Source organism: Chromatiaceae bacterium, assembly GCA_024235395.1.
GTDB lineage: Bacteria > Pseudomonadota > Gammaproteobacteria > Chromatiales > Chromatiaceae > Thiosocius.
This window is the reverse complement of record JACKMK010000003.1, coordinates 1,037,978-1,060,524: the sequence shown is the minus strand read 5'-3', so window position 1 is coordinate 1,060,524 and position 22,547 is coordinate 1,037,978. Positions and strand designations below refer to the sequence as shown.

General features: G+C 62.0%; 21 protein-coding genes and 1 tRNA gene. 17 read left to right on the top strand and 5 right to left on the bottom strand.

Going from position 1 to position 22,547, the window contains the following annotated elements; translation table 11 throughout:
• Nucleotides 1-112 precede the first annotated feature (112 nt).
• Complete coding sequence (locus H6955_18315; protein ID MCP5315520.1) at nucleotides 113-985, top strand: NAD(P)-dependent oxidoreductase; 873 nt, start codon at nucleotides 113-115, stop codon at nucleotides 983-985.
• 90 nt (nucleotides 986-1,075) lie between these two features.
• Nucleotides 1,076-3,082: a DNA helicase Rep gene (gene rep, locus H6955_18310; protein ID MCP5315519.1), complete on the top strand. Its 2,007-nt coding sequence runs from the start codon at nucleotides 1,076-1,078 to the stop codon at nucleotides 3,080-3,082.
• Nucleotides 3,083-3,161: 79 nt separating this feature from the next.
• Here the strand turns inward: rep and H6955_18305 are convergent, their stop codons facing one another.
• From H6955_18305 to H6955_18295, 3 genes are all read right to left on the bottom strand, one after another.
• Nucleotides 3,162-3,983, bottom strand: a complete 822-nt coding sequence (locus H6955_18305) for a cytochrome c5 family protein (GenBank protein MCP5315518.1) — start codon at nucleotides 3,981-3,983, stop codon at nucleotides 3,162-3,164.
• A 134-nt stretch (nucleotides 3,984-4,117) separates the two neighbouring features.
• Nucleotides 4,118-4,873: a Crp/Fnr family transcriptional regulator gene (locus H6955_18300; protein ID MCP5315517.1), complete on the bottom strand. Its 756-nt coding sequence runs from the start codon at nucleotides 4,871-4,873 to the stop codon at nucleotides 4,118-4,120.
• A 186-nt stretch (nucleotides 4,874-5,059) separates the two neighbouring features.
• The gene (locus H6955_18295; protein MCP5315516.1) at nucleotides 5,060-6,901 is read right to left on the bottom strand and encodes an adenosylcobalamin-dependent ribonucleoside-diphosphate reductase; all 1,842 of its coding nucleotides are present in this window, start codon (nucleotides 6,899-6,901) and stop codon (nucleotides 5,060-5,062) included.
• A gap of 151 nt (nucleotides 6,902-7,052) precedes the next feature.
• On the opposite strand from H6955_18295, the gene ccmA reads away from it, so the two are divergent.
• From ccmA to ccmI, 9 genes are all read left to right on the top strand, one after another.
• Nucleotides 7,053-7,703 carry a cytochrome c biogenesis heme-transporting ATPase CcmA gene (ccmA, locus tag H6955_18290; GenBank protein ID MCP5315515.1) on the top strand — a complete coding sequence of 217 codons (651 nt, stop codon included), beginning with the start codon at nucleotides 7,053-7,055 and terminating at the stop codon, nucleotides 7,701-7,703.
• Nucleotides 7,696-8,364: a heme exporter protein CcmB gene (gene ccmB, locus H6955_18285; GenBank protein ID MCP5315514.1), complete on the top strand. Its 669-nt coding sequence runs from the start codon at nucleotides 7,696-7,698 to the stop codon at nucleotides 8,362-8,364. The genes ccmA and ccmB overlap by 8 nt, the downstream gene beginning before the upstream one ends.
• 220 nt (nucleotides 8,365-8,584) lie before the next feature.
• Nucleotides 8,585-9,334: a heme ABC transporter permease gene (locus H6955_18280; protein MCP5315513.1), complete on the top strand. Its 750-nt coding sequence runs from the start codon at nucleotides 8,585-8,587 to the stop codon at nucleotides 9,332-9,334.
• A gap of 1 nt (nucleotide 9,335) precedes the next feature.
• Nucleotides 9,336-9,503, top strand: a complete 168-nt coding sequence (ccmD, locus tag H6955_18275) for a heme exporter protein CcmD (GenBank protein ID MCP5315512.1) — start codon at nucleotides 9,336-9,338, stop codon at nucleotides 9,501-9,503.
• The gene (gene ccmE, locus H6955_18270; GenBank protein ID MCP5315511.1) at nucleotides 9,500-9,958 is read left to right on the top strand and encodes a cytochrome c maturation protein CcmE; all 459 of its coding nucleotides are present in this window, start codon (nucleotides 9,500-9,502) and stop codon (nucleotides 9,956-9,958) included. Before ccmD ends, ccmE begins: the two co-directional genes overlap by 4 nt.
• Nucleotides 9,955-11,913: a heme lyase CcmF/NrfE family subunit gene (locus H6955_18265; protein MCP5315510.1), complete on the top strand. Its 1,959-nt coding sequence runs from the start codon at nucleotides 9,955-9,957 to the stop codon at nucleotides 11,911-11,913. The genes ccmE and H6955_18265 overlap by 4 nt, the downstream gene beginning before the upstream one ends.
• On the top strand, nucleotides 11,910-12,455 hold the full coding sequence (locus H6955_18260; protein ID MCP5315509.1) for a DsbE family thiol:disulfide interchange protein: 546 nt from the start codon (nucleotides 11,910-11,912) through the stop codon (nucleotides 12,453-12,455). The genes H6955_18265 and H6955_18260 overlap by 4 nt, the downstream gene beginning before the upstream one ends.
• Complete coding sequence (locus tag H6955_18255; GenBank protein MCP5315508.1) at nucleotides 12,452-12,922, top strand: cytochrome c-type biogenesis protein CcmH; 471 nt, start codon at nucleotides 12,452-12,454, stop codon at nucleotides 12,920-12,922. The genes H6955_18260 and H6955_18255 overlap by 4 nt, the downstream gene beginning before the upstream one ends.
• On the top strand, nucleotides 12,919-14,214 hold the full coding sequence (gene ccmI, locus H6955_18250) for a c-type cytochrome biogenesis protein CcmI (protein ID MCP5315507.1): 1,296 nt from the start codon (nucleotides 12,919-12,921) through the stop codon (nucleotides 14,212-14,214). Before H6955_18255 ends, ccmI begins: the two co-directional genes overlap by 4 nt.
• A 53-nt stretch (nucleotides 14,215-14,267) precedes the next feature.
• Here the strand turns inward: ccmI and H6955_18245 are convergent, their stop codons facing one another.
• Complete coding sequence (locus H6955_18245) at nucleotides 14,268-14,612, bottom strand: TusE/DsrC/DsvC family sulfur relay protein (GenBank protein ID MCP5315506.1); 345 nt, start codon at nucleotides 14,610-14,612, stop codon at nucleotides 14,268-14,270.
• 499 nt (nucleotides 14,613-15,111) lie between these two features.
• On the opposite strand from H6955_18245, the gene H6955_18240 reads away from it, so the two are divergent.
• Both H6955_18240 and H6955_18235 read left to right on the top strand, forming a co-directional pair.
• Nucleotides 15,112-15,188 (top strand) — tRNA-Arg (locus tag H6955_18240).
• A 219-nt stretch (nucleotides 15,189-15,407) separates the two neighbouring features.
• Complete coding sequence (locus H6955_18235; GenBank protein MCP5315505.1) at nucleotides 15,408-16,340, top strand: hypothetical protein; 933 nt, start codon at nucleotides 15,408-15,410, stop codon at nucleotides 16,338-16,340.
• A gap of 370 nt (nucleotides 16,341-16,710) precedes the next feature.
• On the opposite strand, the gene H6955_18230 is transcribed toward H6955_18235, so the two are convergent.
• Nucleotides 16,711-18,303 (bottom strand): hypothetical protein, encoded by a 1,593-nt coding sequence (locus H6955_18230; protein MCP5315504.1) that lies wholly within the window; start codon nucleotides 18,301-18,303, stop codon nucleotides 16,711-16,713.
• A 543-nt stretch (nucleotides 18,304-18,846) separates the two neighbouring features.
• Here H6955_18230 and H6955_18225 point away from each other — a divergent pair.
• Genes H6955_18225 through H6955_18210 form a run of 4 tightly spaced genes read left to right on the top strand, consistent with a single transcriptional unit; the run spans nucleotide 18,847 to nucleotide 22,542 of the window.
• Entirely contained in the window at nucleotides 18,847-19,026 is a 180-nt protein-coding gene (locus H6955_18225; protein ID MCP5315503.1) for a carbon storage regulator, read from the top strand.
• Between the two features lie 43 nt (nucleotides 19,027-19,069).
• Nucleotides 19,070-20,926 carry a hypothetical protein gene (locus H6955_18220; protein MCP5315502.1) on the top strand — a complete coding sequence of 619 codons (1,857 nt, stop codon included), beginning with the start codon at nucleotides 19,070-19,072 and terminating at the stop codon, nucleotides 20,924-20,926.
• Nucleotides 20,881-21,960 (top strand): alkene reductase, encoded by a 1,080-nt coding sequence (locus tag H6955_18215; protein ID MCP5315501.1) that lies wholly within the window; start codon nucleotides 20,881-20,883, stop codon nucleotides 21,958-21,960. Before H6955_18220 ends, H6955_18215 begins: the two co-directional genes overlap by 46 nt.
• A gap of 39 nt (nucleotides 21,961-21,999) precedes the next feature.
• The gene (locus H6955_18210; protein ID MCP5315500.1) at nucleotides 22,000-22,542 is read left to right on the top strand and encodes a hypothetical protein; all 543 of its coding nucleotides are present in this window, start codon (nucleotides 22,000-22,002) and stop codon (nucleotides 22,540-22,542) included.
• Nucleotides 22,543-22,547 lie beyond the last annotated feature (5 nt).

Below are 22,547 nucleotides of genomic sequence, written 5' to 3'. Positions count from 1 at the left end.
TGGACCCCAGGCATCGTGAAGCCACGTTTGGACGCGGTGCCTCTCGGCCGGTAGCATTGTAGCGATGTCCCACCCGGCCCGATCACGGTCGATCCAAAGCGAGAGCCCCTACATGAAGACCACCGTTATCGGCCTAGGCGCCATGGGTGCCGGAATGGCCGGCAATCTGTACCGCGCCGGTCACCTCGACCGGGCATGGAACCGCACTGCCCAGCGTGCGCAAGATGCGGCGGCGCTGCACGGTTTCGCAGTCGCGGATTCGCTGGAGAACGCGGCGGCGCAGGCCGACCTGGTGATCACCTCGGTCTCGGCCGACGCCGACCTGCTGGAAATCGTCGATCGACTGGCGCCTGCTATGACCGCCGCGAGCGTGGTCCTCGATACCTCGACGGTGAGCATCGATACGGCACGCCTGGCCGCGGAGCGGCTCGGTGCACACGGGATTCATTTCCTCGATGCCCCGGTCTCCGGCGGCAAGGAAGGCGCCGAAAAGGGCACCATGGTGATGATGGTCGGCGGCGACGCCAAGGTGCTCGAGCAGCTCATGCCGGTGCTCGACAGTATCAGCCGCAAAGTCGTGCACATGGGGCCGGTCGGCAGCGGACAGGCCACCAAAGCAGTGAACCAGATCATGTGCGCGGGCATCAACCAGGCGGTCACCGAGGCATTGGCGTTCGGGCAGCACCAGGGTTTGGACATGGACAAGGTGGTCGACGTGGTCAGCAGTGGCGCGGCAGGCAACTGGTTCGTCGAGCACCGTGGGCGCAGCATGACCAGTGGCGTGTTCGAACCGGGCTTTCGCGTTGCGCTGCACCACAAGGATCTTAAGATCTGCCAGGCGATGCTGGCCGCGGACCATGTGCAGCTGCCGATGGTCGAGATGACGCTGCTGCACTACGAACGCCTGATGAAGCAGGGTCACGGCGACGAGGACATCTCGGCGCTGTATCGCATCAAGCGCCCCCTGTTCGACGAACAGGCCTGATCGGGAATCCGCCAGACCGACGTATGCAACACTGTGGGGCGGCGCTGTCGCGCCGGCCGGAAGCCGTTATTCACTGCCGATCATGAACCGATGAGCGATCTCAATGCCAGGCAACGCGAGGCGGTACGCTACCTCGACGGGCCCCTGCTGGTGCTCGCCGGCGCAGGTTCCGGCAAGACGCGCGTGATCACCGCGAAGATCGCCCACCTGGTGCTGCAGGCAGGCGTCGCCGCGCGCCAGATCACCGCGGTGACTTTCACCAACAAGGCCGCGCGCGAGATGAAGCAGCGGGTCGGTCGCCTGCTCGGTGACGATGCCGGCCGCGGACTCACGGTGTCGACCTTCCACACCCTGGGTCTGAACATGCTACGCAGCGAACTCGCTGCAGCCGGCCTGCGACGCGGGTTCAGCATTCTGGACGAGCAGGATACCGAGCAGCTGCTCGGCGATCTGGCCAAACAGGACAACGCCGACAGGGCGTCACTGCTGCGCGCACGCCGGCAGATATCGGACTGGAAGAATGCGCTGATCGATCCCGAGACCGCGCTGCGCACCGCCGGCGATGAACTCGCGGTCGATCAGGCGACGCTGTATGCCGCCTATCAGAGGGCGCTGCGGGCCTACAACGCGGTCGATTTCGACGACCTGATCATGCTGCCGGTCGGCCTGCTGCGTGACGACCGCGCGCTGCGTGAACGGTGGCAGAACCGCATACGCTATCTGCTGGTGGACGAATACCAGGATACCAACGGCGCCCAATACGAAATGGTCAAGCTGCTGGTTGGTGTACGCGGCGCGCTGACGGTCGTCGGAGACGATGACCAATCCATATACGCCTGGCGGGGCGCGCGCCCCGAGAACCTGGCCCGCCTGCGAGACGATTTTCCACGCTTGAAGGTCGTCAAGCTGGAACAGAACTATCGCTCGACGGCCCGCATCCTGCGCGCCGCCAACCAACTGATTGCCAACAACGAGCACGTATTCGAAAAGCGTCTGTGGAGCGAGTTGGGACCGGGCGAGCCGCTGCGCATGATCAGCTGTCGCGACGAGGACGATGAAGCCGAGCGCGTGGTCAGCGAGATCATCCGCCAGCGGTTCAGCAGCTCGGCGGCATTCGCCGACTTTGCGATCCTTTACCGCGGCAACCATCAGGCGCGGCCGTTCGAGAAGGCGCTGCGCGCGCACAGCATTCCCTATTTCATCAGCGGCGGGACCTCGTTCTTCGCGCGCAGCGAGATCAAGGACCTGATGGCCTATCTGCGCCTGTTGATCAATCGCGACGACGACAGCGCCTTTCTACGCATCGTCAACACGCCGCGGCGGGAGATTGGCACCAGTACACTGGAGACGCTGGCCAACTACGCCACCCAACGGACATGTTCGCTGTTCGATGCAATCGGGCAGTTCGGCCTCGACAACCTGTTGCAGCCGCGCGCGCTGAGCAGGCTGCGCAACTTTGCCGACTGGCTCGACCGGCTGGAACGCGATACGCAGGACAGCGCACCGCCGGAAACGCTGCAACGCCTGCTAGATCAGCTCGACTACCGGGCCTGGCTGACTCAGACGAGCACCAGCACCAAGGGTGCGGACCGCCGCTGGGAGAACGTCGAGGAACTGGTCGGCTGGCTGGATCGACTGCATCAGGACGACACGCGCGATACCGGTCTCGACAAACTGGTCGGCCATCTCTCGCTGCTGGACATCCTCGAACGACAGGACGAGGACCAGGGTGGCGACCGCGTCTCGCTGATGACGCTGCACGCCGCCAAGGGCCTGGAGTGGCCGCACGTGTTTCTGGCGGGCATGGAGGAGGAACTGCTGCCGCACCGCAGCAGCATCGAGGAGGACAACCTGGCCGAGGAGCGCAGACTCGCCTACGTCGGCCTGACCCGCGCCCAGCGCACGCTGGTCATGACCTGCGCCGAGCGGCGGCGACGCGCCGGCGAGTTGGTACGTTGCGAGCCGAGTCGCTTCCTTCAGGAACTGCCGGACGACGACCTTTCATGGGAGGGACGCGGCGCCCAATTGAGCAAGGAGGAAAAGCAGGCTCGCGGCAAGGCGCAGCTGGCGAGCCTGAAGGCCATGCTTGGCACCTGAGGCCGCGCCGCGGGCGATGGGCCGGCCACCGCGGCGGCCCGCGGATCTCGCCGCAGACAGCCGCCGCGCCAGGTAGCCGTCACTCCGCCTGGCTTACCAGGTAGGCGACTCCGGCCTCGATATCCGCATCGGACAGGTCCATTCGCCCACCCTTGGGCGGCATCGCGTTCTTGCCGGTCAGCGCGTTCTTGACCAGCGCGTCCATGCCCTGGGCAATGCGCGGCGCCCACGCCGCCTTGTCGCCCAGCTTGGGGGCCCCGGCCGCCCCGGTCGTGTGGCACACGAAACAAGCCGAGTCATACACCGTCTTGCCCTTGGCGAGATCCGGCGCCGATTCGCCGGCAGTCTCCGGCGCGACCGCCGCGGCGACCGCCTGGGCGGCGTCGGCAACCGTTTCCGCGACCGTCTCTGCGGCCTGCGCGACCGCCTCGACAGGACCTGCCGGTGCCGCCGTGGTCGCGGACGCATCCACGCCACTCTCCTTGAGCATGTGTTCGATCGCCGCGCGGATCTCGCCGTCGCTGACCATCGCGCCACCCTTCGGCGGCATGCCGCCCTTGCCGGTAATCGCACTCGCGGTCAGTCCATCGAGACCACCCTGCGCCGCCAGTCGCGTCGACCAGGCGTCTTTGTCCCCGACCTTCGGCGCACCCAGCACTCCGGTGGAATGACAGGCGTTACAGGCACTCGCGACGATCTCGGCACCGCTTTTCGGCTGTGCCGCAGCGGGCTGCGCCTGGGCGACATTGACCGAGCCGACCCGCTGGATGCGCTCGGCGATAGCGGCTTGCATCCGCGGATCCTGGCCACGCTCCTGCTCGGCGTCACCGGTGATCTTCTTGGCGGCGACCATGATGATGAAGGTAAAGGCGACAAGCGCCCCCAGTACGATGATAAACATGCGCAAAAAGGCAGTGTCGTTATGTGCAGACACGGTAGTCGCTCCTCGGAATGTCGTTCGGCAAGGCGGGCAGCGCCCGAAAAATTCCGGGCGATTATAGCGGTTTAGATTATCGGGGGATACCGCACGCCAGGTCAGCCGGCGCGTTTGGGCGTGTATTCACCGATTTCGGACAGGCGCGAGAGATCGTGGACATCGATACGCTGGCGGTCGCAGCTCATCACGCCTTCGCTGCGCAGCTTGCGCAGCACCCGGTTGGTGTGCACCGGCGTCAACCCCGTGAGTTCGCCGAGCATCTCCTGGGTGAGAGGAAACGGCATTCGCCGGTTCGCGTGGTCCACTTGCCCGCGCTGATCCAGGCGGTGGAAGAGATCAGCGACGGCGAACGCGATCCGCTGCTCGGCCGATTTCCGACCGAGGCCGAGAATATGCGACTCACATTTCACGAGATCGTCACCCTGGATCGATGTGATGCGGCGCCCGATGTCGGCATGCCGGTCGATCATCGCGTGCAGATCGGCCTGCGAGAATCCGCACACCACCACGTCGGTGATCGCCAGCGCGCTGTGCGTGTAGTTCTCCTGCGACAACGCGGCGTAGCCGACGAAATCGCCCGGCAACGCGACACGCAGTCCCTGCCGACTGCCATCGGAATGGGTGCGGTACAACAGCAGCCATCCCTCGAACAGGGTGTAGGCCATGTTGGCCAACGAGGATTCGCGGTACAGCTCACTGCGTGCGGCGATCTCGTACTGTCCCGTGCGCCGCGACTCGGCGTCGGACAGATAGTCTTCTGCCACCACCTGGAACAGGGCCTTCTGGCGCACCGGGCAATCGGTGCACCTGACGGGTGACTGGCGTATCTCGGTCGTCGGGTTGTTTTTCGGCACGAGTCGCGCTTCTCCTGATCTGTGACCGGAAACTGACGGGGCACCGTAACGACCCGTCGCATGGAAAGCGGGCGACACGAGGGCAGCCCCGGGGCACGCGGCTAACCGTTTATATTATGACAAGCCGGTGTGGCGGTATACGCGAGAACCCTCACGCCGCAAGGGGTTTCGTCTTTGTGCACCGCCTCAGTCCGCTTCCCGGTCCAGGGTGCAGCAGTGCCCACCCGGCTGCAATGCCGCCTGCGGGCGACGGCGGCCGAGGATCTCGCCGGTGACCGGATTGGGCCGAAAGGTCGTGCACCCCTTGAGCCCGCTGCGGTGCGCCAGTTCGTACAGCGCCTGGAACTCGGCGAACGGATAGTCGGCGGGGACATTGATGGTCTTGGAGATCGCACTGTCGACATACGGCTGGAGCGCCGCCTGCATCGCCAGGTGGTCATGCGGCGCGATGTCGAACGCATTGACGAACTGCCCGGGCAGACGGGCCGCGCTGCCGGCGCGCAACCGCCACAGTGCGTGCGCGCGGTCTTCGACGTCGAACATGCGATGGCCTCCGTCGGCGGTGAGCACCCGGCGGGAGCAGAAGAAGTCGAACACCGGCTCGATCCCGCTGGACACATTGTCGGCCAGCAGGCTGATGGTGCCGGTAGGCGCGATCGCCAGCAGATGGCTGTTGCGGATCCCGTGCGCAGCGATCCCGGTCCGGATGTCTTCGGGCAGGCTCCGTACGAAAAGGCCGGCGAGATAGGCATCGCGCTCGAACATCGGAAAGCTGCCCTTCTCGCGCGCCAGTTCGACCGACGCGCGGTAGGCACTGTGGCACACGGTAGCCATCATGTGTGCTGCCAGCTTGCGCGCGGACGGTTGGGCGTAATGCGCGCCGAGCATGATCAGCGCGTCGGCCAGCCCGGTCACACCGAGTCCGATGCGGCGCTTGCCGCGCGCCTCGGCGGCCTGCCGCTCAAGCGGAAAACGCGATACGTCGATGACATTGTCGAGCAGACGCACGGCGACACGGACGGTCTCGGCGACGGCGTCGAGATCGAGACGCGCGTCCGGACTGAACGGGGCCTGCACGAACCGCGTCAGGTTGATCGAACCGAGATCGCAGGCGCCGTAGGGCGGCAACGGCAGCTCGCCGCAGGGGTTCGAGGCGCTGATCTGTTCGCAATAGGCGAGATTGTTCCAGCGATTGATCTGGTCGACGAACAGCACGCCGGGCTCGGCCCAGTCGTAGGTCGCGCGCATGATCTTCGACCACAAGGCACGTGCCGACACCGAACGCAGTACCCGGCATGCTACCGGGCCGTCGTCGCCGGACCAGCGACGCACCACCGAACCCCCTGACGGCTGGCCCCGCTCCGGGGCCAGCGCCGCCTCCGGAAACACCAGCGGCCAGTCGTCGTCGGCAGCGACCGCCTGCATGAACGCATCGCTGACCTGCACCGAGAGGTTGAACCGTCGCAGCGCACCGGGATCCCGCTTGGCATCGATGAAACGCTCGATATCGGGGTGGTCACAGCGCAGGGTCGCCATCATTGCGCCACGCCGCGCCCCGGTGGACAGGATGGTGCCGCACATCGCATCCCAGATATGCATGAACGAGACCGGCCCCGAGGCGATGCGCCCACTGGCACGGGCCACGCTGCCGGCCGGGCGCAGCGTCGAGAAGTCATAACCGACCCCGCCGCCGGCCTGCAGTGTCACCGCCCCTTCCTTGAGGCTGTCGAAGATGTGTTCGACGCTGTCCTCGATCCGCCCCATCACGAAGCAGTTGAACAGCGTCACCCGCTGTTCCGTGCCCGCCCCGGCCAGCACCCGACCGCCGGGCAGAAACCGGAAATCCTGCAGAATGGCCAGAAAGCGCTGCCGCCAGGTGTCCGCATCCCCGCCCTCGGCCGATGCCAGCGCGTCGGCGACCCGCTGCCAGGTGTCACCGATGTCGCGGTCCGCCGACTCACCGGCGTGTCGGTACTTGGTCCGCCAGATGTGCTCGGCGAGCTCAGTGGCAAAAGGTGACTCGCCCACGCCGCCTCCTCGTCCGCGGTTGCCAGGCCGACGGCCCGCTCTGTTCTAAAAATCGGGCAGCCGGGCACTGCGGTCAAGCACGGCGGCGCCACCGGGCAGAGCCGCCTTTCGTGTAGAATTGCGACTCTTTATGTGCCGAAACAGTCGAACGATGAACGACGCGAGCGCCAGCGCCGCCCTGGAGATCGACCAACTGAGCTGTGTGCGCGGTGACCGCGTGCTGTTCACCGACCTCAGTTTCACGATCAATGGCGGCGAACTGCTGCACCTCAAGGGACGCAACGGCAGCGGCAAGACCACGCTGCTGCGCGCACTGGCCGGCCTGCTGCTGCCCGAATCGGGCACCGTGCGCTGGCGCGGCGAGAACATCCGCACCCTGCGCGAAGAATACTCACGCCACCTGCTGTACCTCGGCCACCTGAACGGCATCAAGGGCGATCTGACGGCGGTCGAAAACCTGCGCATCGCCGCGGTGCTCGACGGCTTCAGCCTGAGCGAACAGCGGGCCTGGGAGATCCTCGGCGAGATCGGCCTGCGTGGCCACGAAGACCTGCCTAGCAAGCACCTGTCACAGGGACAGAAACGGCGTGTGGCGCTGGCCCGCCTGCTGGCCAACGAGGCGCGGGTCTGGATTCTCGACGAGCCCTTCACCGCGCTCGACGTCGCCGCGGTGCAGCTGCTGCAGGACGTGATCCGCGGACACGTCGAGGGCGGCGGAATCGCGGTCGTCACCACCCACCAGGAGGTGGCGATGATCGGTGCTCATACGCGTACCGTCACGCTGGGTCAGGCACATGCTTGAACCCCTGCTGTGGATCATCCGGCGCGACCTCACGATCGCGATGCGGCGTCGCTCGGACATCTTCACGACCCTGATCTTCTTCGCGATCGTCGTCAGCCTGTTCCCGCTCGGCATCGGACCGGAACCGGAGACCTTGCGTCTGATCGCGCCGGGGATCGTCTGGGTCGGCGCGCTGCTGGCGTCGATGCTCGCACTGGAGCAGATCTTCTCCGCCGACCATCGCGATGGCACGCTGGAGCAGATGCTGCTGACGCCGCAGCCGGTGTCCCTGCTGGTGGTCGGCAAGGTCATGGCACACTGGCTGGTCAGCGGTCTGCCGCTGGTCGCGATGTCACCGGTGCTGGGGCTGCAATACGACCTGTCGTGGGAGGGCCTGCGCACCCTGATCGTATCGCTGTTGCTGGGGACGCCCACGCTCAGCCTGATCGGCGCGATCGGCGCCGCGCTGACGCTGGGGTTGCGTTCCGGTGGCGTGCTCCTCGCACTGCTGGTGTTGCCGCTGTACATCCCGGTGTTGATCTTCGGTGCCGGGGCGGTCGAGGCGACCGTATCGGGACTCGGCGGACAGTCGCACCTGTCGATGCTGGCCGCGATCCTGGTGGCGAGCCTGGTGCTCGCCCCGCTGGCGACAGCGGCGGCACTGCGGGTCGCCGAGGACTGAATGTCCGCCCGGCGTGAACTTGCGGCTTTTGCGCCGGTCCAGTGTGTTCGGTAGGCTTAGCCGCCCGGGCCGGGCCCGAGGCCGACGAAACACAAAAAAGCTATCCAGCTCAAGGAATTGCTGAAAAATTGCGGCACAATACCGGGTTCCCAGGCGGAACCCGCGAAGGTGACCGGGGTCACCGACACACGCGCTGCCCTTAGACATTATTCGAGGCACGATGGCAAACCGACTGATCAACTGGTTCAAATTTTCCTCGCCGGCCACGTTCTATCCGCTGGCCCGCAAGATCTCCCTGGTTTCCGCGGTGATCGCAGTCGTGCTGATTGCGATCGGGCTGTATATGAGCTTCTTCGTCGCGCCGACCGACTACAAACAGGGTGAGGGCTACCGGATCATCTTCGTGCATGTGCCGGCATCGTGGATGTCGATGTTCATCTACCTGGTGATGGCCGGCTGGGCGGCGCTGGGCCTGGTCTTCAACACCCGGCTGTCGGCGATGATGGCCCAGTCACTGGCCCCGACTGGCGCGATGTTCGCGTTCCTGTCGTTGTGGACCGGCTCGTTCTGGGGCAAACCGATGTGGGGCGCCTGGTGGGTCTGGGACGCGCGCATCACTTCCGAACTGATCCTGCTGTTCCTCTACATGGGTTACATGGCGCTGCGCTCGGCGATCGACGATCCGCGGCGTGCCGACCGCGCGAGCGCGATCCTGTTGCTGGTCGGGGTCGTCAATGTGCCGATCATTTATTACTCGGTGAAATGGTGGAACACCCTGCACCAGGGCGCGACGATCAAGATGAACGAGAAGTCCTCGATGGACGAGACGATGCTGATCACGATGCTGATCATGACGCTGGGCTTCTGGGCTTATGCAATCGCCGTGTCGATGGCGCGCGTGCGCACCGTGATACTCGAACGTGAACGCAGCACCAGCTGGGTTCGCGAACTCGCCGAAGAGGGTATGTGACATGGCCGAGTTCTTTCACATGGGTGGCTACGGCCTGTATGTCTGGGGTTCGTTCGGCGTGACAGCGCTGTTCATGATCGGCGAACCGCTGCTGTTGCGCGGTCGCTCGCGGCAGATTCGCAAACGTATCTCGCGCCTCACCCGGCTCGAGCAGGAGGTCAATCAATGAAAGCCAGACACAAACGCCTGGGCATTATCGTGGTCGGACTGGCCGCACTGGGTCTGGCCACCTACCTGGTGCTGAACGCGCTGGAAGGCAACCTGTCGTATTTCTTCTCGCCGACCGAGGTCGCCGAGGGCAAGGCCCCGGCCAACCACATCTTCCGCCTCGGCGGCCTGGTCGAGCAGGGCAGCGTGCAGCGCAAAGAGGGTGACCTCACGGTCAACTTTGTCGTCACCGACATGGCGCAGCGGGTCACCGTCGCCTACTCCGGCATCCTGCCCGACCTGTTCGCCGAAGGCCAGGGAGTGATCGCGCAGGGGCGTATGGGCCCCGACAACGTGTTCGTCGCCGAGGAGGTCCTGGCCAAGCACGACGAGAACTACATGCCGCCGGAGGTCGCGGCCGCGCTGGAGAAATCCGGCAAGATGGGTGAACGTCATCCGGGGAGCAAGCCGCTGTGATACCTGAACTCGGCCAGATCGCACTGCTCATCGCCCTGTCACTGTCCGCGATTCTAGCGATATTTCCGCTGATCGGTGCACAAAGGGGGATCACCAACTGGATGCTACTGGCGGCGCCGGTCGCGCGCCTGCAACTGCTGTTCGTCGCGACCGCCTTCGGCCTGCTGACGTACAGCTTTCTGACCCACGACTTCAGCGTCGCCTACGTCGCCCAGAACTCCAACACCCAGCTGCCCACCCAGTACCTGTTCTCCGCCGTCTGGGGCGGCCATGAAGGCTCCCTGCTGCTGTGGGCACTGGTGCTGTCACTGTGGACCACCGCGGTCACGCTGTTCAGTCGCAGCATTCCACTGGTGATGATCGCGCGCGTGTTGTCGGTGCTGGGCCTGATCGCGGTCGGCTTCCTGTTGTTCATGTTGATGACCTCGAACCCGTTTGACCGCCTGCCGATGCCGCCGGCCGACGGCCGCGACCTCAACCCCCTGCTGCAGGATTTCGGCCTGATCGTGCACCCCCCGATGCTCTACATGGGCTATGTCGGCTTCGCGGTGCCCTTCGCGTTTGCCGTCGCGGCAATGCTCGGCGGGCGCCTCGACGCGGCCTGGGCGCGCTGGTCGCGCCCCTGGACCAACATGGCCTGGCTGTGCCTGACGCTCGGCATCACCCTGGGCAGCTGGTGGGCGTACTACGAGCTGGGCTGGGGCGGCTGGTGGTTCTGGGATCCGGTCGAAAACGCCTCGTTCATGCCGTGGCTGGTGGGTACCGCGCTGATGCATTCGCTGGCGGTCACCGAGAAGCGCGGCGCATTCAAGGCCTGGACGGTGTTGCTGGCGATCTTCACGTTTTCGCTGAGCCTGCTCGGCACCTTCCTGGTCCGCTCCGGGGTGCTGACCTCGGTGCACGCCTTCGCCTCCGACCCCGAACGCGGCGTGTTCATCCTGCTGTTCCTGATGACCGTGGTCGGCTCGTCGCTGACCGTGTACGCGGTGCGCGCGAACCAGATCAAGAGCAGCGTGCGCTTCGAGCTGTTGTCGCGCGAGACCGGGCTTTTGCTGAACAACGTGCTGCTGGTCGTCGCGGCGACCAGCATTCTGCTCGGCACGCTCTATCCGCTGGCGGTCGACGCCCTCGAACTCGGCAAGATCTCGGTAGGACCTCCGTATTTCAACAGCGTGTTCATCCCGCTGACGGCACCACTCGCACTGCTGGTCGGGATCGGCACCCTGGCACGCTGGAAACGCGACAGCTTCACCAACCTGTGGCCCAAGCTGCGGATCCCGGCGATCGTCGCGCTGGTCGTCGGCATCGCCTATGCCAGCCTGCTGACCCCGGAGTTCATGTGGCAGGCGGCCGCCGGCGTGGTGCTGGCCCTATGGGTGCTCGGCTCGACGGTCGCTGCGATCCTCGACCGGCTGCGCCCGCACTACAATCTGCGGCACGTGCCGCGCGGTTTCTGGGGCATGGTGCTCGGTCATCTCGGCATGGCGGTGTTCATCGTCGGCGTGACCCTCACCTCGCTGTACTCGACCGAAAAGGACATCCGTCTGGCGCCCGGCGAGGCCTACGAACTGGGCGGATACCGGTTTGAATTTCATAGTGTCGAGACCTCCAAGGGGCCGAACTACAATGCCTACCGGGGCCACTTGACCGCGACCCAAGACGGTGAACCGGTCGCCGAGATGCACCCCGAGAAGCGCATCTACTTCGTGCAGACGATGCCGATGACCGAAGCGGCGATCGACCCCGGTCTTACGCGCGACCTGTTCGTCGCGCTCGGCGAAGACCTCGGCAAGGGCGCCTGGAGCCTGCGCATCTACCACAAACCCTTCGTGCGCTGGCTGTGGCTGGGCGGACTGCTGATGGCGATCGGCGGTGGGCTGGCGGCGACCGATCGGCGCTACCGGACCCTGGCACGGCGCGCACGTTCCGCGCAGGCGGCAGAGGCCCGCGCATGAACCGTGCGGTCATTCCTCTGGCGCTGTTTCTCGCCCTGGCCGGACTTTTCTGGTTCACGTTGGACAAGATGAACGAGGGTGAATACAACCCGCGTGACGTACCGACCCAGTTCATCGGCCGGGCCGCGCCCGAGTTCGCCCTCCCCGACCTGTTAGACCCGTCGCAGTCGGTGCGTTCGGCGGACATGCGCGGGAAGCCCTGGCTGCTCAACGTCTGGGGCACCTGGTGCCCGGAATGCTGGAAGGAGCACGAGTACCTGTTGCACCTCGCACAGCGCGAGCAGGTGCCGATCATCGGCATCAACTGGCGTGACGATGCCGCCGAGGCGCGCGCGATGCTCGCACGCATGGGCAATCCCTTCCTGAAGGTCGGTTTCGACCCGAACAGCGACGCGGTCATCGACTGGGGTGTGTACGGCGCCCCCGAAACCTTCCTGATCGATGCCGACGGCGTGGTGCGCGAGAAACACACCGGCGCGGTCCATCCGCGGGTCTGGGAAGAGAAGTTCAAGCCGTACTTTGCCCAGCGGAGCCCTTCATGAAGCGATTCACTGCCGCAATCCTGGTCGTGTTGCTGACGGCCGCTGCGAACGCTCGAGTCGAAGTCCACGAGTTCGACAGCGCCGAGCAGGAGGCGCGCTACACCAAGCTGATCGCGGAGTTGCGTTGCCTGGTCTGCCAGAACCAGAACCTCGCCGACTCGAACGCGGAACTGGCCGTCGATCTGCGGCGCAAGACGTATGAAATGGTGAAGCAGGACAAGACCGAGCGGGAGATCGCCGACTATATGGTCGACCGCTACGGTGAGTTCGTGCTGTACCGGCCACCGCTGAACAGCAACACCCTGCTGCTGTGGGGCGGCCCATTCGTGATCCTGCTGATCGGCGTCGCACTGCTGATTCGTACGATACGGCGCCGGCGCGCCGAGCAATCCCTGAACGTCGATACGGCCACGCTCAAGACCGCCGCCTCGCTGCTGGACGACGACCTCGACAAGAGAAACACATGACCCTGTTCTGGATTATCTCGGCCGCGATGATCGTGGCGGCCCTGGCTCTACTCGCCCCGACACTGCTGCGCAGTCACGCCGCACGCAGCGATACCACCGAGCAACTCAACGTGGCGATTGCGCGCGAACACCTCGCCGAACTGCGCAAGCAGAAAGATGCCGGGGAGTTGTCCGAAGAGGAGTTCAACCAGGCTAAGCAAGACCTTGAACTCGCGCTTGCCCAGGACCTCGAGGGCACCTCGACGCATGTCACCCCGGCCGGCCGATCCGGTGGTGGCTGGGCGCTTCTGGTTGCGGCGTTGATGGTCCCGGCAATCACCGTACCGCTGTACCTGCATATCGGTTCACCGGAGTTGATCGCGGCGCAACCGGCCGTCCAGCGCGCGGCAGGGCACGGCAGCAACGGCGAAGCGCCGCCGATCGACGAACTGGTCGCCCAGTTGCGCAGCCGCCTGGAAGCCAATCCAGACAACCCGGATGGCTGGTACCTGCTCGGCCGCACCTATATGCGGCTGCAGAACTACCCGGATGCGGTCTATGCGTTTGAAAACGTCGTTCGTCTGTTGCCGGACGACACCGCCGGCCTGTTGTCGCTCGCGGACGCGATGGCCATGCGCGATGGAAGACGGGTCGGACCCCGCGCAGTGGAACTGCTGCAAAAGGCGTTGACGATCGACCCGCAGAGCGTGACCGCGCTGTGGCTGCTCGGCAATGCGGCGGCGGAACAGGGCGACAACGCGAAGGCCCTGGAGTTCTGGCAGCGCGCCTATCCGTTGCTCGCCGGAGAGCCGCAGATGCAGACCGAACTCGGCCAAATGATCACCCGCGTCGGCGGCCAGCTACCGGCGGCCACCGGGGGCCTGCCGCCGATCATGGGTGGTGCCCCGAGCACCGCGGCGGCCGACGTACCCGCGGGCGATGTACCGGCCGACCCGTCGCAGGGTGCGGCGATTGTCGTCGAGGTTGCGCTCGCACCGTCGCTGCTTGAACAGGTCGATCCGAGCGATACCGTGTTCGTCCTGGCACGCGCAGAAAGCGGTCCACCGATGCCGCTCGCGGTCGCCCGACATCAGGCAGGTGAACTACCGCTGCGGGTCACGCTGACCGACGCCATGGCGATGATGCCGGCGATGAAACTTTCGGCATTCCCGCGCGTCAAGGTGAGCGCCAAGGTCTCGAAAAGCGGGCAGGCGGGTACGCAGGCCGGCGATATGGTCGCCAGCGACCAGGTCGTCACCACCCAAGAACCGCCAGACAGCGTGCAGCTGTTGATCGATCGGGTTGTCGAGTGATTCGTATGCCCCGGTCGAGCCTTGCGTCGACCGGGGCCATCCCGTGAATGCCTTCAGCTCATGTAACTGAGCGCCTCACTGCCCGGGTTGGGCAGGCCAGCGATCTGCCAGAGTTCGCGGCAGCCACCGAATGCCTTTTTGACCGCCTCGCGATCGACACCCAGCTTGCGGCACAGGTTGCGCATCGGCGGCATGGCGCCGGTACGGAAGTACTTGTCGCGCACGAAATCGATGATCAGCCAATGGGTTGCACCCAGTTGGCCGACCCCCATATGGTCAGCGAGCTGCTGTGCCAGCGCACGATTCCAGAATCGGTGTTCGAGCAGGAAGCCATCTTCGTCCAATGGGAGGGCCTTGACCGCGCCGTCGAGGACGCGTGTCGCTGCTGCAAGGGACATCATCATTCTCCTTCGCTATCGGTGGTGGTCTTGCATGGAGCGCACCGCGGTCTGACGCCGCGGTTGTTGCGTCGCACCATGCACTGCCTAAGCATAGGCTAGTTTTTTTGATGCAGGCATTGATTTTTTGTATGGACGTCATTCAGCCGATATATTTGGGACGGGGTGCGGACAGCCGGCCGCCCCTCGAAACGGGAAGCCGGGCTGGATCGCACGCGGTGGGATGCGGTTTGGGCAACGGCCATGCGCGCTGGCTGGCGGCGCAGCCGGCGCCAGTAGGAGGCCTGCGAGGACCGGCGGTAAGAATGTCGTCTACGGCATTGAGCTGGACCGGGCAAATCGGCGAGAATGCGGGCCCCGGAACAACGGTGGCCGTCACTCGTCGCGATCGAGACCGCCGCCGTATTCGGACCCGAAACGCCGCGCACCAGCGAAGGCACGCTCCATCACTGCCTCAGTGGCGGGTTGAGCCGCTGATTGCGCCACATCCGTTCTCATAGCGCCCGTAGCTCAGTTGGATAGAGTACAGCCCTCCGAAGGCTGGGGTCAGAGGTTCAAATCCTCTCGGGCGCGCCATTTTCTGATTAATAAACATATACTTAGTGGCCACGCTCATTGCGCGGTCCTTCGCCGGGCAAAATTCTGGGAGAAATGAACTCCTGCTCAGTGCCCCGGTAGGCTGACACCCGCCAGGTTAATCGTGGCTGCGCTAGTTTCCGTTTCCTTTCAAATTCATCAATAATCAGCGTCATAAGAACAACGCAATCACGCCGTAACGGGAAAGGAATCGCGAACTTGCGCCGCATTTATGCCGTTGCCTACGGCAAGCTTTCAAAAACCATCGTTGGCACCAAGCTGGAGCTCTTTTCCGAGATCGTGCTGCTATTGGCGTCCGGATACCTTCTTTTGAAGAAGGCGTTTGGGCTTTCCATCTCTGGTTGGTTGTCCAACCACGCGCTTCAACCAGGCGCAATCAAGGTCTACTACGCAGTGACAGGGATGACCCTCGCTGGCGCGATGATCGTCACAATTCTCTCAGTGGTGTTCAAGAAGTTCCCTGCGGTCAAACACGCATTAATTGAGCCAGAGCACATCGCAGAGTGTTTGGTGGTTATGAACCACGAAATCGCTCAGCACATTCGACGTTGCGATTCGGATGAGCTCCCAAGCCTCAAGAAACTTAAGGATCAGCACGCATTTGACCGGAACATCACGCTCGTCGTCGATGCGTTGACGGAACACGTTCATCAAAGCTCGAACCGGATCAAGATCAGAAAGAGGGACCTTTTTGTGTCCCTCTACACGTTCGACCAAGAGTCCAACGTGCTTTTGTATGAGCTACACTATCATCCGAACCGCGACTTGGTGAACTCCAGGGTCATCCCGTTGTCCGACCCGAGATTTGAAGGCTACGAATGCGTTAAGTGCATGAAGTCAGCTGACGGCACAGCTTATGTACTCAATCGGAATGATTACGTATGCGGTAGTGCCAAGCGTTACAAGACCATGCAGCAATACATGGGGTGCAAGCTTGAGCATCTTGGTACTGTTTTCGGCTTCCTCAACATCGAACTGCATAACCAACAGATCTTTGACGCGGAAGACGAGATGCAGGAGTTCATGGAAGAAAAGGTTTTCCCTTTTAAGTTGCTGCTTGAGTACCAATATCTGAAACGGGCTTTCTTCGGACGATTCGAAGATTTAGATGAGTATTGGGAGGTTGGGTAGTCATGAAATCAATTGCTGATAACCTCCGTCTATTCCAGGAAGCACAGCAGCTTCGGAAAGACGTCAGGTCTGACCTACACAAGCGAGCCACAAACAGCCCCCGGACGCCAGAGAACGTTAACCAAGCAACACCTGATAGCCGCCGAAACATGGATACAGAGTCGAGCAATAGCTGACTGACTGCCCACGGCGTAATTAACGCAAGCGCCATTCCATGCCATGAAACGCCCGCGCAAGGCGGGCGTGAGCGTCAGGACTTCCGAAAGCGGGGGGCAGTGTCACGCGCCAAACGCATCCTTAGACTCCCGCTCCGTCGAGCTGCGAGTTTTGGCGAAACCGACCTCGGTGAGGCCGGCTCGCCGTGGACATACTACGCAGCGAGACGGTCAGACGACCACTTGCGCATTCCGGTGACAAGCAGTCCCCCAACAAGCAAGAGCCACGTGGCAGGAAGTGGAACAGCCTGCCCGTCATCTACCAGCGCTAGCGGCACAATCGAAGTGACGACGTTACCTTGCTCATCAGTAAAAAAATCTGCCGCTGAAGACAGTGAGTTAAAAAAGTTCGTCGACCCAGCGCCACACTCGCTGACAAAGCATGAGACCAGAGAAGTCGCGGATAGATCGTAAAGAATCGTAAACTCTTGCCCACTAGCAACGTTCAGCGAAAGAACCAAGTCCCTCATGATCTCGTCTGCTGTCGCCAGCTCGTTAAACGACAGCGCCGCCAACGGATTGATGCCCAGCAGACTTGCAATTGACAAGTCATCGAGCTTCAGCGGATCGACATTGTCAGTGTTTTTCCCCGCGAGAGGGAAAAAGATGTCTTCCAAATCACCGCCTAACCAGTTGATTGCATCGGCAAACGCAACGGCATCGAAGACATAAATGCCGCCACTGGCCGAACGTTGACCACTCGGTAAGCCAAAGGGTGCATCTCTGAATCTGCCATCAAGCGTAGAGTTGACGTTGATTCGCAATGGATCTTCGCCGGCGTATTCGAAACTACGGAATGCAATAGCCCGAGAAAGCGCTTGCCCAGAATCGCCAGCACCGCTCGCGAATGCTCCAACCTCCAATCCAGGCGACTTAAGCTTGGAGTCCTCAATGACAGCGTCAGTAATGTTTCCTCGTGCCGAGGCTTGACCGGCATTGGTGCTAAACGCAAACGCTCGCGAATCGACTCCGCCGCTTCCGTCAGTCGAAGTATCAAATGCATCCGTGGCATTTCCGAATCGAGTTTCTTTAACAATCGCAGCTGTTGCTGTGCCGAAAGCCAGAGGTTGCGCAGCAAGCGTAGGATTAACGGAAAGCGAATTGATGGCAATCTCGACGCTAACAGGAACCTCCCCAAATCCTTCGTTCATGAATAACGCGTTTACTTCAAATGTCGGAACCCTCGGATTTGCGGCCACCGGGACTTTCAGATCAGTGGAACTCGACGCTACTGACTGAAAAATCTGCGTCAAATTTTGACCGGCCTGAACGAAATCAACATCTGGGTGTTGAATAAGAAGACTCAGCGAATTGATAGCTTCCCCGGCTATGGGTCCATCGGTAAAAGTAAAGTCCGTGCGATTTGGAATACCGAAACCGCCAGCATAAACCGGGGCGGACAGGTGGTCGATGCTTAGCTGGTCATAAGGATCTTGGAATACACCAGTTGATCCGTCGTTCCGCAGGAATACGTCTGCGCCATCTCCCTCGATGCGATATCCACCAATTCGAGCCCGAAAATCCGAAACCAAATTGAGATTTCGCGCCGCACCTCCGGTTGCTGGCCCGAGCAAGCTATCGTCTAGATTTAGCTGATAGGCGAAGTGGTCTCCAATGGCGAACTCATCGACCTGATTGTAAGCCTGCCCTCCGATACTTGAGACGGTTCCAGAGATGTTGACGGTGAGCGGGACTGCTTGAGCGATAGCGCTTGTAGTAGCAAGCGCAACTGCCAGGTACATCTTCATCGTTTATCGATTCCCTTTGTTTTTGCCGATTGTTATTGCCAATGGTTCGTCCGCTCGCTCCCCTCCAGTGCACAGATGCGCCCGATGGTGGGACTGTCTGAGTTGGAATGATCGAACGGAGATTTGCGCTGCGATCTGAAAAACTGCTCCGAACATCAAACACGCCGGACAAACCACTTTCCCGAGGAAGCAAACTTGATACCAGTAATTAAGTTACTGATTATTGGTTTGTGATTTTGGGGACCGGACAAAACTGTAAAAAAAATTGTCACCCAATATTGATCAAGGTTAAGTAAAGTCCGCCGTTTCAGAAACTCATCCTCGTGAGTTGAGATGCCTGTCGCGTTGAACGTGAAAAAGAACGAACTGCACAAACCGCGACCCATAATTGTGGAACCAAATTGAGCAAGGCGTTGCCGCCGCGGAACCCCGCAGGAAGACTGCCGGATGGGAAGGCATGCAGCCGGAAACGCCTTGGCTTTGCGCATGCTGGGTGACTTGGTTCCTTGGCCACTCCCACCACGTCAGCACGGAGGCTGCACCATGTTGATACTCACCCGCCGGGAAGGCGAATCGATCATTCTCGAAACCTCAGACGGCCCGATCCGGGTCACTCTGGTGGAATACAAGAGCAGCACCGATACCGCTGTCGGCATTGAAGCCCCTAGCTCGGTAAAAATCTTACGCGAAGAGATAGCTGGGGTCGCCCATACTTCCGACTAAGGTAAACAGATCTGCCCGAGTCAATCCCAACTGAGGCCCATCAATGGCAATCGACCTTCGATCCACGATGCTTTGGCTCCATACCACAGTTGCAGACATGCACTGGCGGAGAAATAGGCGAACGAAAGGCGGAAAGTCCATCAAATGCCGCGGGATCGTGAATGCAATAGCTGCGACCTGCATTCTGCAAGCCGCGTTGGCGAACGCAGGCGCATTTGAGATCCAAGGCTTCAATATCAATATGTATGGCAAAGACCGGCTGCCCAACGCCGCCGGTTACCCAATGTCCATAGATCAGCTGGTCAACACGGGAAGCAATACCGTCATGGTGACCACTCCTTACTTTCAGTCCGGCGCGACTAGCAACGCAATTTATGCAAGCCAAAGCGCTACTGAAACGGATGAACACCTCGCGCAACTCTTTGACCTACTGCGGTCGAAAGGGTTTCGGGTTGCATACAAGTTCACTGTAATCCCCGAAGATGGTTCTTGGAGCGGAGCGATTAACCCGTCCAATCCTGCGTTGTGGTTTGCTTCCTACCGTGACCACCTCACGCGTCTTGCATCACTTGCAGAAAAGCATGGCGTGACGTTGTTCTACATCGCCAATGAACTGCAATCGATGGCAAATGCAGCCTATAGAGCACAGTGGGATAACACCGTTGATTCGGTCAGAGACGTTTATACAGGAGACTTGGCATGGAACGCCGTACTCAACGCGCGAGGCGCCCCAGACGGCGAGGCTTTTTCGATACCCGTCGTTTCTCGGCTGGATCACATAGGCCTTTCGCTCTACGAGCCGCTAACCCGCAAGCGCAATCCCTCGGTGGAAGAGTTGGTGCAAGCTTGGCGTGGCATCAACGGACACTACGACCTGGTTTCAATTGTGAAAGACCTTCACAGACGCACTCAGAAGCCAGTCGTCTTCAGTGAGATTTCATACCGTGGCGTTGACGGAAACAACATAGATCCCGCCGATTGGCAAGCGAAAGAAACCGACGTGATAGATGCGCAAGAGCAAGCCGACTGCTATGAGGCGTTCATGCGGGTTTGGACTGCCGAAAACGAGAGCTGGATGCTTGGCGTCATCTGGTGGCAATGGACAATAGAACCGATTCTGGATCGCTACACATCTCATGATCAGACGCCACAAAATCACCCAGCGCAACAAGTCGTCACCGAATGGTTTGGCGGCTCCTCAAAGCCTAGCGCCTACGCATTAACCAACCAATCTGCCTTTGGCGTAGGCGAGGTGCTCTCAGTATCTATCGGGATGACTAATCCAGGCATATCTGGGATGAGTGACATCTATGTTGGAATACTGAAGCCAAACGGCGCGGTGGAGTCCATTACCGCGAGCGGCACCAGTCTTGGGACAATAACGGATCTGTCGACGCTGACGCCCTTGCTACGGTCTTTTCCCCTTACAGCGCCGTTCTCAGCCTTGATACCGAACTATCGAACTTGGCGATGGACTAATCGCGACCAACGAGGTCAGCATGTACTATTCGTCGCAGCCACTGTTTCCGGCGCACTAGACGACGGGGTTCTTGCCGAGAGCGAACTCCTAAGCATTTCGACCACACCGTTCAGCCTGAAGTTATGCCTTGCTTTTCACATACTGAACAGACGATCGAAAGAAATCAGCAGGTTGATGAATGAGGGAAAGCGCGGATTGGCCGAGTTCGATCCGGTCAGTACCAGTCAAGTTTCTAGGGCCACGGGCGCTCGCCGTCGACATGCCGATTTATTTCCTGCGCCGCCGCTGGTTATGATGTTGCGAGGAACCATTGCGGGCGGTCCGGGTGACCGCTGCCGGCGATGGCGCCCAACGCGACGCTGGAAAGGATCCCGATGCGAACACTTTTCGAACAGGCGACACTCGGTCGACTCACGCTGAACAACCACATGGTGATGGCGCCGATGACACGCTGTCGGGCGACCGGCAACGTGCCCAACGAGTTGATGGCCGAGTACTACGCGCAACGCAGCACGGCGGGTCTGATCATCACGGAAGGCACCTCGCCCTCACCGAATGGCCTCGGTTATGCGCGCATTCCCGGGGTCTTTGCCACGCAACAGATCGACGGCTGGCGGGGCATCGCCGACGCCGTGCACCAGGCCGGCGGCAAGATCTTCATGCAGTTGATGCACTGCGGGCGCATCGCGCACCCGCTGAATCTGCCGGCCGGCGCGCGCATGCTCGCCCCTTCCGCAATCGCCGCCCCCGGCACCATGTATACCGACGACGAAGGCTTGCAGCCGCACCCGGCGCCGAGCGCCATGTCGTCGGACGACATCGAACAGGCGATCGAAGAGTTTGCGACGGCCGCTCACAATGCCATCGCCGCGGGGCTTGACGGCATCGAGATCCACGGTGCGAACGGATACCTGCTGGAGCAGTTCCTGCGTCCGAATACAAACCGGCGCGACGACGCTTACGGTGGTCCGATCGAGCGCCGCGCCCGCTTCGTCCTCGATGTGGTCGACGCAGTCGTCGGTGCAACCGGTGGCGATCGGGTCGGCATCCGCCTGTCGCCGTTCGGAAACTTCAACGATATGCCGATCTACGACGAGATGGCCGCCGACTACACCTATCTGGCGGAACGACTCAACGAGACCGACATCGCGTATGTACACCTGGTCGACCACTCGGCGATGGGCGCACCACCGGTGCCGGATTCCATCAAATCGACGTTTCGCGAACGTTTCCGGCGCACACTCATCCTGTCCGGCGGCTACGACGTAACCCGTGCAGAGCACGACCTGGAGACCGGTCGAGCCGACCTGATCGCGATCGGACGCGCATTCATCGCCAATCCCGATCTGGTCGCGCGTTGGCGGGCGGGTGCGCAGGAGAATGCCCCGGACATGGACACCTTTTATACACCGGGCCCCGTGGGTTATACCGACTATCCGATGCGGAGCGCCTAGGCCGGCCGACGCTTCGATGCCCCATGCAGTACCCCCAGGATGAACGTGCTGACTCGTAGTGAACCACTGATCGCCGCGGTGTTCGCCGCCCCGGAGCGGGCCACACAGGTGGTCGAGCAGCTGATCGAACGGGATTTTCCGATGGACCGCGTGTCCTTGCTGCATCGCGCCGGCGGACACGGCGACGACTTCCTCGGCATCAGTTACGGCGACGAGGCGGAACGCATCCGGGTGTGGAGCGAGCACGGCGCGCTATGGGGTTCCCTGATCGGTCTGCTCGCCGGCGCGAGCGGGTTGATGGTCGTTCCCGGCATCGGTGCGCTGCTGGTGGCTGGACCCATCGTCAACGCGCTCACCGGAGCGGCGATCGGTGCCGGAATGATGGCCGGTTCCGCGCTTGCGACCCGATTGGGTATCGCCTTGCAGCGACTGGGCATTCCCGAGGAGACGCTGGACCATCTGCACCAGGCGATCATGGATGGCAAGACACTGCTGCTGATCCATTGCGGCAACGATGATCCCGAGGCACTGAAACAGCGCCTCGCATGGCAGGGCGCCGACCCTGTCTTCATCATCCCCTGAGCCAT

Excerpts from the sequence above, each read along its gene's own strand:
- H6955_18245 (MCP5315506.1), bottom strand. The coding sequence starts at position 14,612 with ATGTCCCTTGCAGCAGCGACACGCGTCCTCGACGGCGCGGTCAAGGCC.
- H6955_18215 (MCP5315501.1), top strand. The coding sequence starts at position 20,881 with ATGCGAACACTTTTCGAACAGGCGACACTCGGTCGACTCACGCTGAAC.
- ccmD (MCP5315512.1), top strand. The coding sequence starts at position 9,336 with ATGGCCGAGTTCTTTCACATGGGTGGCTACGGCCTGTATGTCTGGGGT.
- H6955_18210 (MCP5315500.1), top strand. The coding sequence starts at position 22,000 with ATGAACGTGCTGACTCGTAGTGAACCACTGATCGCCGCGGTGTTCGCC.
- H6955_18225 (MCP5315503.1), top strand. The coding sequence starts at position 18,847 with ATGTTGATACTCACCCGCCGGGAAGGCGAATCGATCATTCTCGAAACC.
- ccmA (MCP5315515.1), top strand. The coding sequence starts at position 7,053 with ATGAACGACGCGAGCGCCAGCGCCGCCCTGGAGATCGACCAACTGAGC.
- ccmI (MCP5315507.1), top strand. The coding sequence starts at position 12,919 with ATGACCCTGTTCTGGATTATCTCGGCCGCGATGATCGTGGCGGCCCTG.
- H6955_18255 (MCP5315508.1), top strand. The coding sequence starts at position 12,452 with ATGAAGCGATTCACTGCCGCAATCCTGGTCGTGTTGCTGACGGCCGCT.
- H6955_18305 (MCP5315518.1), bottom strand. The coding sequence starts at position 3,983 with ATGTTTATCATCGTACTGGGGGCGCTTGTCGCCTTTACCTTCATCATC.
- H6955_18260 (MCP5315509.1), top strand. The coding sequence starts at position 11,910 with ATGAACCGTGCGGTCATTCCTCTGGCGCTGTTTCTCGCCCTGGCCGGA.
- H6955_18280 (MCP5315513.1), top strand. The coding sequence starts at position 8,585 with ATGGCAAACCGACTGATCAACTGGTTCAAATTTTCCTCGCCGGCCACG.
- ccmE (MCP5315511.1), top strand. The coding sequence starts at position 9,500 with ATGAAAGCCAGACACAAACGCCTGGGCATTATCGTGGTCGGACTGGCC.
- H6955_18315 (MCP5315520.1), top strand. The coding sequence starts at position 113 with ATGAAGACCACCGTTATCGGCCTAGGCGCCATGGGTGCCGGAATGGCC.
- H6955_18220 (MCP5315502.1), top strand. The coding sequence starts at position 19,070 with ATGGCAATCGACCTTCGATCCACGATGCTTTGGCTCCATACCACAGTT.
- rep (MCP5315519.1), top strand. The coding sequence starts at position 1,076 with ATGAGCGATCTCAATGCCAGGCAACGCGAGGCGGTACGCTACCTCGAC.
- ccmB (MCP5315514.1), top strand. The coding sequence starts at position 7,696 with ATGCTTGAACCCCTGCTGTGGATCATCCGGCGCGACCTCACGATCGCG.
- H6955_18230 (MCP5315504.1), bottom strand. The coding sequence starts at position 18,303 with ATGAAGATGTACCTGGCAGTTGCGCTTGCTACTACAAGCGCTATCGCT.